Origin of the sequence: Pseudomonas sp. dw_612, from assembly GCF_018449725.1 — a bacterium.
GTDB lineage: Bacteria > Pseudomonadota > Gammaproteobacteria > Pseudomonadales > Pseudomonadaceae > Aquipseudomonas.
In genome coordinates this window covers 1-10,875 of the sequence record NZ_JAAVVC010000044.1, presented here as the reverse complement: position 1 = coordinate 10,875, position 10,875 = coordinate 1, and the positions used below count along the sequence as shown (strand labels likewise).

Below are 10,875 nucleotides of genomic sequence, written 5' to 3'. Positions count from 1 at the left end.
CTTGCTCGCGAAGACTCAGCCACAGCCAACATCGCAGTCCCTGACAGCCATATATCAATGCGCCACTACGAAATCCCTTCCAACTGCTAAGCTTCGCCGTGCAACACCCGAGTTGAACGCAACAATCTGCAAGGAGGCAGACTGATGGTGATCAAACGTATTGCCGAAACAAGTGCGGGCGCTGTTTCTGAACTGTTCGCTCGCGATGAAGTGGAGCGCGTGCTGGCGTTGCTCCTGGCCAGTCCATTGTTCGCCAAGTCTCGGCGGATGGGCGGCTTGCTGCGTTTTCTGGTCGAACATGACCTGCAATCCTCCAACATCCCCCTCACCGAGCATGCCATTGGCATCGCCGTGTTTCGCCGTGATCCGGCGGTGTATTGCACGGGGGACGATCCGGTGGTGCGGGTGCAGGTCGGTCGATTGCGGCGCAAGCTCGCCAGTTATTACGCCACTTTGGGACAGCACGACCCGCTGCGTCTGAGTGTACCGGCCGGCAGTTATCGCATGGCCTACGAACGGCTCAAGCCCAAAGTGGCCAGCAGCCAACATCCGGTCCTGCAACTCCAGCCATTTACCTGCATCACCCATGATGGTCGCGACTTTACCCGCGGCTTGTGCGAAGAGTTGAGCTGCAGGCTGTTCGAGTCCTTCGAGCATTCACAAACCCATGCCAACCATGTGCTGATGAATGTGCCACGCAGCAGCGTCAAAACGCCGGTGCCGGGACGGGCGGGGCGCTGCAGTTATTCACTGGAGGGCAGCGTGCGAGTGGAGCCGGCGCGGGTCCGGGCTTCGGTGCGCTTGATCGATGTCGCCCAGGGGCGGATTCGCTGGTCGGAGCAGTTTGATCGCAATCGACCCTACAGCATCGCGACCCAGGAAGACCTGGCCGAGTCGATCTGCCGTTCACTGACCGGTTATTTCGGCCGGGGCAGTGACGATGGCTGAGCGAAGGGGCAACCGCGAGGTTGCCCCTGATCCCACAATTACACGGTTTTCCAGACGCCGCCAATGTAGAGGCGCGCCGCGCTGTTGACGTTGGTCAGATCGATTTCAATCGCATTGGAACGTGAGGTGCTGAACATGGTGCTGGTCTGCACGTTCTGTTCGAACCACACCAGAATGGTCTCGATCGGCGTCAGCGTAACCTGACCGGTGACCACCTGGTTGGTGGCTACATAGATCGGCGTGCTGATCTGACTGCCGTCGAGCCCCGTCGACAGCTGATTAATCCCGGGGTGGATCGCCCCGTAGTTGTTGATCAGCGTAATGTCGGTATCAGCCCCACCGGAAATAGCCGAGCTCAGCAGACCATTTTGATCGAGGGTCGATTGTTGACCGAGGCCGATGTTGACGGTGTTGGTCGACGCCCTGACCTGCACGTTGGCCTGGAACTGGTTGGAGCCGAACAGTTGGTATTGAGGCGTCCAGCTGAAGTCGTTATTGCTCAGATACCGGTCATAGGATTGCCAGATCACGTTGTAGGCCTCGTTGCCGACCTTCTTCGCAAAGCACAACCGATAGCCATTCTGTTTCAATTGAGTGAGGTCGGCGGCATCAATCTGAATGGTCACCACCTTTTGCGTGGCGGCCAGCGTCGACGTCAGCACTTTGCTGTAATCGGTGGTTTTCAACGCCGTTGGCGCGGCGAGGAGCGACTTGACCGCCGCTTGAACGTCGTCGTGCAGTGCTTGCTGGTTACTTGCAGCGCTAGACTTACTCATGGTGTCCCTCTGTTCTGTCTTGGTTGGGTGTCAGGCAATCAATGGGAGGCGGGCGGTGTCGAAGATGTGTCACAACCCTGTAAGCACATTGACGGCTTGACGATAGCCGCGAGGGGCGGGGAGGAAAAGTGTCTTGGCGTTACAGATGTCATGGTAGTAAAGCCTGTTTTTACTTAAAACGTAACAGGCTATGTATCGATGGGAAAGATACCTAAGGGCTGTCGGTTAGCTGAACTTGCCACCGGAACCCTTGGGTCCTGTTCAACGATTTTTTGGGGTGACCGTCAATTTCTGCTTTGGCATATTTAAATCTATCCACTTTTTCATGTTTTCGACGCTGGTAAACTCCAACCCGGCGGCGCGACGGTTCAATGGGTTCGAGATTAATAACTCAAGGTATCCCGTGTTGTTGTTTGCGTCACCGAGTGTGATCAACCACTTGATGTAAGTATTAAAAGCATCAAAGTTTCCGCCTTCCTTGCCATCCAGGAACAAGTCAATAAAGACATTCTCTGATTTTCGGGTTGTTGTGTCGGGAAGCAGATTCTTGTCAAACTGGGTCCCCCAGAACTGTTTGTTGCAAACTTCATTATAGTAAATGTTGGTTTCGATCGTGATGGGGCTAGTATTGCTCCATGCCGCGAAATGACATGTTTCATGCAGGGCACGTACTTGCTTTTCTTTGTGAAGCGCGTGGCAGAGATGCAGGCGTTTTTCTTTTTTTACCTCAGACGGCAAGTCGCTTTCTCTGTATTTAAATTCGATGATCGCGTAGACGTTATGGTTGGTAAATAAATAATCGGCACCGACCAGTCTGTCTTGGCTGTCTAGAGATGCTGATGTGTATTCGTATTCTTTGTCGCGTGCGGCCGCTTCGAAATTGTCCTTGAATAGATTTTCGACAGATTTTTCATGCTTGAATTGAAGAGGCATTGTTTGATTTCCTTTGCGAGTTGATCAGTTCGTTGGATGAGTCTACTGAAAATACACGTCGGCAGGAGGTTAGCTGCCGAGGGTTGGCGATCGGCAGTCAAAGCTGTTTTGGTTTTTGGATATCAGGCATTTTCTATGTTTAATATAATTCACTGTCAGTATGATTATGCTGATGCCGAGCAATATAGCTGCAACAAGACTGAGTGCTTCGTCCTCGCTACCGAGGATGTATGAAAGCTTTAGGATCTTTGGCTGGATAACTGGAGCGTAATTTAGACCGGTCATTAAAATAACGTAGAGCAGGGATAAAGCCAGCCAGTGAGCTCTTGGTTTGGTTGTCAGCCAGAGCGAAATCAATATCCAGAGGAACGCACCAAACACCGTGGAGACCAAGGATTGCCAGTTCGTTGTAAATGTCTCGTAACTACTGCCAAAAAGGACCGAAAGGGGTTCCCGGAAAATCCATAAGACGATCGATGTCAGCGCCAGGGTCAATGATAAAAATGCGCCTGACCAATAAACTTCTGTCGACACGACTTGTTTTAACGCTGCTTTTGGTCCTGACGGGGAAAGTCCGACCAATGCAAATAACGAGAATGTTGTAATCAGTAACCAAGTCAAAGAAATACTGGTCATTTTTGCTCCGATGTTCGGGGTTAATAGTTAGCGAGTAAGGGTGATTGTTGATTGACGATCAGTGAGCAGGTCTCGCGACATGTCCGTCTCGTCGCACCCTTGCGAAGGCCGCAGTCGAAATCATTTGTAGAAATGGATGAATGTAGGAAATCACTGTTACGTCCTTGTTGAAATAGGGTAGTCCGGCCGCCGTCACTGTGGCCATTCATTTAACATCTAGGCGTTCCGCAAATCATGACGCAATCGCCATGATTTTGCCATCATGTCATTTCCTGACTTTTCCAGGCGCTGGGCCCGATTCAAGAGGCGGGGGCGGCGATTCTGTCTGTTGGGCATTGCGACGTGATCCACAACGTTGCGCAATTGGAAAACCAATGGGCGCTGGGGCAACGTGATGTACGTGCCCGCCGCCCCGATGCGCCCCAGGAGTCGGCGCTAGGCGAGGAGGTGTTCAAAGCCATATTTTTAAATAAGTTTCCTGATCTGTTTCTCCGTATGTGCGATAGAAAGTGATACGAAATATCGTGCTCTTTTATGACCTTTTATGCCCCGGCTATGGCTTGTCAATGTTTCTATCTGTTTTATTGAGAGGGCTGCGTTAAGGCATTGCTGGAACAGTGCCTCATCTTCAAAGATTGTTTCGACATGTTGTAGGTGTTTGAAAGAAATCATGGCTTTTACCGGGCAACTGGCAATGGTGCTAAGAAGGCCTTTGTCCAGCGTCGTTATAGTAGGTATGTAGAAAGTATTTCCCTCTTCTTCGGTCAGTAGGGTCTCTACGAATCTGAACATGTACAAATCCCACGCAAGAGCTCCGATCCGATTGATCGAGTCTTTTTTTGGCGATTTGAGGCTCGACTCGTCAAACGCGGGCGTGTAATGTCCGATGCTGAAGCCGATAATTGCTTTCCATGCGAAGTACAATTCTTTGAGAGGCAGAACACCAAGATCGTTTATGCAATAGTCAACAAGCGAATGTAGTGCACTTTCGATGGACAGTTTTTCATGTGTCCAACAGAGATGAAATGTTTTAAGCATCACTGAGTAAATAAGATCTCTTTGATCTATCCGTTCCCAAATATACTGGTTGTGTCGGAATTGCATCCAGACAGATTCAGCCTGCAAGTAGTAGGGGGCAAAAATATCAGGATGAGCATTTTCAGCACTGTCCGCTCCTCTGAGTCGGTGGTCGTAATAGATGGCTGCAGCGACCTTCTTTACAGGGTGAGGAACGTTGTCTCGTGTGAATTCTCTAAGATTTTCCAGCATTGGAAAAACATAGTCGAAACCACCCGCGTAGTCGTGCTCGATAATGGATAAAACATCCTTGATTCTGTCTCGTGTTGTCAGCTCCTCGCCCAAGAAGTATGACGGGAGGTCAGAGATGAAGTTTGTATCAAATAAAACGCGTCTCTTATACAGGATAGTGGATAGTCCGATCTCCATTTCCCTGGAAATGGAATCGGAGTAGGCGAGCAGTTTGTTATTGGAGAAAATCCCGCATAAAACATGTCGGGAGGATTCATCTACTTGGAGTTCGGCTCCGTTGAAGTTTGTGGAGTAAAGCATTTTGATTCCATCAAATGCTTTGGCGTCCGAATCAATTATTTCCTGGAGAGAAGATGTTTCGCCGCCACTAAGAATGGCCTTTTTTACTCTTGTGATTTTTTCTTGATCTGGATTCATATGTGTACCAAATGACAGCGCGCCGTCTATATTGACGAACAGCCCGGGAGTTGGTTTTTGTTCAGAGCAATTTATAGCAAGAGCGGGTGATGATGTCAAAATGATGCCGGTGTTAGAGGTTACAACATTGCGTCCCGTTCACGTGTGGCTGTCTAACAATCATTCAAAGCCATTGCCCCCCTGGAACTTGAGGTTAGGGGGCACATTGTCATTCATTAATACCGACTACACCTTTGTTTGAGCGCTGACCTTGGCCACATCCAGCAACCGATGCATCCGCAGCGCATCCTCAAACGTCGCCGCTGCATGGGTGTCGTCCGCCAGGTCCTGGGCGAAGACGTGGTACAGCTCCGCCAATTCCAGCACCGCCGATGGCAACCCCGATTCAGGCAAACGCTGATAACTGTCCGGCACCGGCAGGGGTTGCAACGGCAGGTCATCACCGTGAGCACCTTCGATCACAAAGTCATCACCCACATTGCCGAACGCCGAGCGGTTGGTGATTTTCAGGTCGCCTTCATCGCCAGTAATGTCGATCTGCACACCCGAACCATTGCGCTTGCCGCCCTCAATATGGATCGAAATCACCGCGCCGTTTTCCAGCAAACCATTGAGCACCAGTTGATCCGGTGCGCTGCTGTCCAGCACTTCGCCGGTTTCGATGATGGTGACTTTCGGGAACTGGCTGACCATCAATCCCGACACGCCCAACGGCCAGCCAGTGGCGGTGAACAGCATGTCGAGAAAGTGTCCGGCGTAGATCGAGACGATGCTCGAGAAATTTTCTTCCGGGGCGGTCCAGCGCAAGGAGTTGGAACGCAGCGCCTGGAAATAATGGGTGCTGACGTGCATGCGCACCGAGCGCACCTGGCCGACATAGCCTTGCTGCAACAGATCTTGCAGGTAACGGTTGTGCGGTGCGTGACGGCGTTGCAGGCCGACGATGTGCCGCACGCCGGCGTCTTTCGCCAGGTGCACCAATTGCTCGGAAGCGGCAGTGGTGGTGGTCAGCGGCCATTCGCAGTAGACGTTCTTGCCGGCGGCGATGGCGGCGCGCACGGTTTGTTCGTGTTGCGGCGCAGTGTTGAGCACCACCACCAAATCGACTTCGGGGTTATTCACCAAGGCGTCGAGGGAGTCGGCGACTTGTGGAATGTCATATTCGCTGGCCGCTGCTTCAGCCCGTTCGCGGCGTTCGCTGTACACCGCTTGCACTTTGTATTGCGGCAGCAAAGCGAGCACGCGCAGGTGACCGTGACGGGCCCAGGTGCCAACGCCGACGATGCCGACGCGAATGGGGGAGCGTGAAGGGGTCATGGGTTTAGCCTCGTAAGGTGGATGTCTGTGGAGGCCAAGTCTAGGGAGCGGGAACGATGGGAAAAACAGGGCGCACGTACGAACTCTTTGGACAGGAACGGCGCTAATCCGCAGACCAGAGCGTTGGATTGCGGAGTAATCGATCCACAGTGATCGGAGCCCTGCACCGTTTTTTCGCGCAGGGGCTGTACCTACCATGGCTCCACTTCTGACTGTGGAGCTTTCCCTCATGAACGATATGCACGTTATACCAGCCACCCCGGCACTTGCGCTTGAGCCGTCCTCTACAACACGCGACTGGCTGTCGGTGGCCTCGGTCGCCCTCGGCGCCTTTGCGTTTGTCACCACCGAATACCTGCCGGTGGGTATCCTGCCGCAAATTGCCAATAGCCTGAACATCACCGACGGGGTGGCGGGGCTGATGGTCACCGTGCCGGGCATTGTTGCGGCGGTCTCGGCGCCGGCGATCATGCTGGGTGCCGGGCGCATGAACCGGCGGTATCTGCTGCTGTTATTGACGCTGTTGCTGGTGGCTTCCAACCTGGTGTCGGCCATGGCTCCAAGCCTGGCGATCATGTTGCTGGGGCGAGGGCTGTTGGGTGTCGCGCTGGGTGGTTTCTGGGCTGTGGCGATTGCGGCGGCCGGGCGTCTGGTCAGCGAATCAAAAGCGGCCAAAGCGACGGCGCTGATCTTCGGCGGCATCACGTTGGCGACGGTGCTTGGGGTGCCGTTCGGCACGTTTGTCAGCACGTTGTTCTCCTGGCGCGTGTCGTTCGCGGCCACGGCGGGGTTGGCGTTGCTGACGTTGTTCGCACAGTGGCTGACCCTTCCATCCCTGCCGTCCCGCGAAGGTTTGCAGGTACGCGCGTTGTTGGGCTTCTTGGCGCGCAGTAACGCCCGGCGCAGCATGCTGCTGTTGGGCACGGTGGTGGCGGCTCACTTCACGGCCTACACCTACATTGCGCCGTTCCTGGCCCACGAGGCCGGTTACTCGCCGAGTGCGATCACTGCGATTCTGTTGGGCTTCGGGTTGCTGGGCATGCTCGCCAACTTCGCCATGGCAGGCAGCATCGTCCGGCATTTGCGCCTGTCCCTGGGGGCGGTGGTGGTGTTGATGGTGATCGCGCAACTGGTGCTGCCTGCCTTGCACGGCTGGGGCGTGGCAGTAGCGATATTGGTGTGGGGCGTGGCGTATGGCGCGATTCCATTGGGCGTCAGCACCTGGATGCAACTGACGTCGCCGCAATTGCCGGAAGCCAGTTCCGCCATGTTGGTGACTACCTTCCAGGTCGCGATCGCTTCGGGTTCGCTGTTCGGCGGCTTGATGGTCGATCATGCGGGCGTGTCGTCGGCGCTGTGGCTGGGCGCCGGGATCGGTGTGCTCGGGTTGGCGGTGATGCTCAGTTTCGGCATCCGCAAAGCCCCGATTGCCGAGGCCCTGCAACGCTGATTCAAACCTTCAGGATGTTGTCTTTGAAAAAATCGATCAACACCCGCAGCCTCGGTGCGGTCTGCTTTGATGCAGGCCAGAGCATCCACAGGTTGCCAGTGTGGTCGGTGTAGTCCTCCAGCACCACCTTCAGCCTGCCATCGGCCAACGGCTGCCGGATTGAAAAGTCCGGCAGGCAGGCAATCCCCACCCCATCCAGCGCCAAATACGTCAGCGGGTCCATCGTGGTGCAGGCCATGGCCTTCGATAGATTCGGCTCGATGTGCGTCTCGCCAATCCGCAGCGGCCAGCGCTCGATCATCCCCGTCGCCGGAAACTTGTGCAGCAGGCACACGTGGTTGATCAACTCGTCCGGGTGCGTCGGCTCGCCGTGACGTTCCAGGTAGTGCGGTGACGCCACCAACTGCAACTGATACCCCCCCAACTTACGCGCCATCAGCCGTGAATCCTGCGGCGCACCGGTGCGGATCACCGCATCGAACCCTTCCTCGATCACGTCCACCATGCGGTCGGACATGTCTACGTCCAGCTCGATGTCCGGGTAGGCGCGCATGAACCCGGCCAGCACCGGCATGATCAGCACGTTCTGGATCGGCACGCTGATGCGCACCTTGCCCTTGGGCGTGGCGGACAACTCCAGCAACTCCATCTGCGCAGCTTCCACTTCGCTGATGATGCGCTTGCAACGGTCCAGGAACAGCTCGCCTTCGGTGGTCAGGGTGACGCTGCGGGTGCTGCGATGGAACAGCCGCACGCCCAGGCGTTCTTCCATGCGCGCCACGCTTTTGCCAACAGCGGAGGAGGAGATTTCCAACAGACGCCCGGCTTCGGTGAAGCTGCGGGTTTCGGCCACCTGAATGAAGGCCGTGATACCGCTGAGGCTGTCCATCATGGGAGGTGTGCTCGATGCAGGAGGGGTTGCAGCAGAGTAGAGGCGGGCGGGGGATTTGCAAAGGGGAGAGTCAGGGAAACCGAGGTGCCGCATTCGCGAGCAAGCCCGCTCCCACACTGGATCTGCGTCGAACACACGCTCTGTGTTCGCTGAAGATCAAATGTGGGAGCGGGCTTGCTCGCGAAGAGGGCCAGACATTCAACGCAAAGGTCGGATCAGATCAGGCACTTTCTTGATAAAACGGATAATCCGTAAACCCAACCTCAGTACCGCCGTAAAACGTATCCCGGTCATAAGCATTCAACGACCGACCGTGACGAATACGCTCCGGCAAATCCGGGTTGGCAATAAAGTCGCGACCGAACGCCACCAGGTCCGCATCACCCGCCTGCAAAATCTGCTCGGCAGATTCGGCGGTAAAGCCACCGGCCGCCATGATCAGACCGGCGTAATGCCGACGAATCAACTGCGCCGCCACCGGGTTCTGATCCTTGCTTTCATCGATCGAATTGCCCAGTACTCGCGGCTCGATCAAGTGCAGGTACGCCAGTTTCAACGACGCCAGTTGCTCGGCGACGTACACAAACAGCGCTTCAGGATTGCTGTCCTTCATATCGCCGAAGTTACCGCTTGGCCCCAAGCGCACAGCGACGCGCTCATTGCCCCAGACCGAAATCACCGCGTGGGTGATGTCCAGCAGAAACCGCGCACGCTTGGCGATGCTGCCGCCATAGGCGTCGGTGCGATGGTTGCTGCCGTCCTGCAAAAACTGATCGATCAGGTAACCGTTGGCGCCGTGGATTTCCACGCCATCAAAACCGGCGGCCAGGCCCCGCTGCGCGGCGCTGCGGAAATCTTCCACCAGCGCTGCGACTTCCGCTTCGCTGAGGGCGCGGTGCGGCGTGCTTGGGACCCAACCGCTGGCGGTGTAAGCCACGCCGTCGTACTCGACGGCCGACGGGGCTACCGGTTGTGCGCCGTTGGGTTGCATGTCGCTGTGGGACTGGCGACCGGCGTGGAACAGTTGCAGGAAGATCTTCCCACCTTTGGCATGTACCGCCTCGGTGATGACTTTCCAGCCAGGGATTTGCGCATCGTTGTACAGGCCCGGCGAACCCAGGTAGCCGTTGCCGGTGGTGGACACGACCGTGGCTTCGGAAATGATCAAGCCGCCGTCGGTGGCACGCTGCGAGTAATACTCGGCCATCAACGCACCGGGCACGTCGCCGGGCTCGGAACGCATGCGCGTCAGCGGTGCCATGACCACGCGGTGGGCGAGAGCGTGTGGGCCGATCTGGATCGTGGAAAGCAGGGTGGGGTGATTCATGGTGACCTCCGGTAAGTGATGGAGGCCACCTTAGGCCGATTGCTTCATCGGAAAAACGGGCCGGCGATCCGCTCTCTCTGGACGAATCGGTCCGCAATCATCGTGGGGCGTTATCGCCGTGGCACGTTACAATTGCGCACGAATCCCCGGAGTCAGCCATTTCGATGCACCAGATCAGCCACTTCAAAGTCCCGTGCCCCGAGCACATCACCAGCCAGATCCTGCAACTGGTGGTCGACAACCTGACCGACATCAGTGCCGTGGCCCTGCCGCCGAGCAACGTGCTGTACAACGTGTACCAGTACGCGATTGGCTACGAGGTGCACCTTTATCTGGAAGCGTTGAACGGGGCCAAGGGGTTGGCGGTTGAGCTGATCGTGGCGACCGACGTGGATGATCCGCAAAAGGTCATCGGCTTCGTGTTGTACCTGCCGGTCAAGGACGATCCCGAGGCGTGCGGCGTGGCGTATATGGCCGTCGATGCCAGCCATCGAGGAAAGGGCGTTGCCCGGACGATGCTGCGGGAAATGGTCGGTCGCTACCCTCACGCCGAACTGACCTGCAGCGTTGGAAAAGTCCCGTATTTCGAAGCGATGGGCTTCCAGGTGCTGGGTGTGCGCGGGACGCAAGTACTGATGAACACCCGCGATCACGGGACCGACGGCTTGATGGCAGTGCTGGACACGGCACCGATCTATAGCTCGCTGGAAGTGCGGCAGATTCATACGTATCTGCTGCAAAAGAACGGCAAACGGGCGATGACCGATGCCGAGAAACAGCGGGACCGGCATTTGGATCAACTGACGCGCAAGGCGAACGAGTTTGTGCGTGGGCGGTTGGGAGACGATGCTGTGCCGGCCATAGTGCCCAGATTACGCCTGGTCTGACCTTCAACCCACCACACATCCAC

General features: G+C 56.0%; 10 protein-coding genes. 3 read left to right on the top strand and 7 right to left on the bottom strand.

All coding sequences use genetic code 11. The features are described 5' to 3' along the window. Positions 1-144 precede the first annotated feature (144 nt). Complete coding sequence (locus HB680_RS32225) at positions 145-948, top strand: hypothetical protein (RefSeq protein WP_213942291.1); 804 nt, start codon at positions 145-147, stop codon at positions 946-948. Positions 949-986: 38 nt separating this feature from the next. Here the strand turns inward: HB680_RS32225 and HB680_RS32220 are convergent, their stop codons facing one another. The 5 genes from HB680_RS32220 to HB680_RS32200 all read right to left on the bottom strand — a co-directional run bounded on the left by HB680_RS32220 (position 987) and on the right by HB680_RS32200 (position 6,296). Further along, positions 987-1,724 carry a hypothetical protein gene (locus HB680_RS32220; RefSeq protein ID WP_213942290.1) on the bottom strand — a complete coding sequence of 246 codons (738 nt, stop codon included), beginning with the start codon at positions 1,722-1,724 and terminating at the stop codon, positions 987-989. A 261-nt stretch (positions 1,725-1,985) separates the two neighbouring features. Then, positions 1,986-2,657 (bottom strand): hypothetical protein, encoded by a 672-nt coding sequence (locus tag HB680_RS32215; RefSeq protein WP_213942289.1) that lies wholly within the window; start codon positions 2,655-2,657, stop codon positions 1,986-1,988. A gap of 69 nt (positions 2,658-2,726) precedes the next feature. Beyond that, positions 2,727-3,293, bottom strand: a complete 567-nt coding sequence (locus tag HB680_RS32210) for a hypothetical protein (RefSeq protein ID WP_213942288.1) — start codon at positions 3,291-3,293, stop codon at positions 2,727-2,729. Between the two features lie 465 nt (positions 3,294-3,758). Further along, on the bottom strand, positions 3,759-4,979 hold the full coding sequence (locus HB680_RS32205; RefSeq protein WP_213942287.1) for a hypothetical protein: 1,221 nt from the start codon (positions 4,977-4,979) through the stop codon (positions 3,759-3,761). A gap of 225 nt (positions 4,980-5,204) precedes the next feature. Further along, positions 5,205-6,296, bottom strand: coding sequence for a Gfo/Idh/MocA family oxidoreductase (locus HB680_RS32200; protein ID WP_213942286.1), 1,092 nt, complete (start codon positions 6,294-6,296; stop codon positions 5,205-5,207). A 229-nt stretch (positions 6,297-6,525) separates the two neighbouring features. Here HB680_RS32200 and HB680_RS32195 point away from each other — a divergent pair, with 229 nt between their 5' ends. Then, positions 6,526-7,746, top strand: a complete 1,221-nt coding sequence (locus HB680_RS32195; protein ID WP_213942285.1) for an MFS transporter — start codon at positions 6,526-6,528, stop codon at positions 7,744-7,746. A gap of 1 nt (position 7,747) precedes the next feature. Here the strand turns inward: HB680_RS32195 and HB680_RS32190 are convergent, their stop codons facing one another. Both HB680_RS32190 and HB680_RS32185 read right to left on the bottom strand, forming a co-directional pair. Further along, complete coding sequence (locus tag HB680_RS32190; protein WP_213942292.1) at positions 7,748-8,635, bottom strand: LysR family transcriptional regulator; 888 nt, start codon at positions 8,633-8,635, stop codon at positions 7,748-7,750. Positions 8,636-8,858: 223 nt separating this feature from the next. Further along, the gene (locus tag HB680_RS32185) at positions 8,859-9,965 is read right to left on the bottom strand and encodes an alkene reductase (RefSeq protein ID WP_213942284.1); all 1,107 of its coding nucleotides are present in this window, start codon (positions 9,963-9,965) and stop codon (positions 8,859-8,861) included. A gap of 164 nt (positions 9,966-10,129) precedes the next feature. On the opposite strand from HB680_RS32185, the gene HB680_RS32180 reads away from it, so the two are divergent. Continuing rightward, positions 10,130-10,852 carry a GNAT family N-acetyltransferase gene (locus HB680_RS32180; RefSeq protein WP_213942283.1) on the top strand — a complete coding sequence of 241 codons (723 nt, stop codon included), beginning with the start codon at positions 10,130-10,132 and terminating at the stop codon, positions 10,850-10,852. Positions 10,853-10,875: the final 23 nt, after the last annotated feature.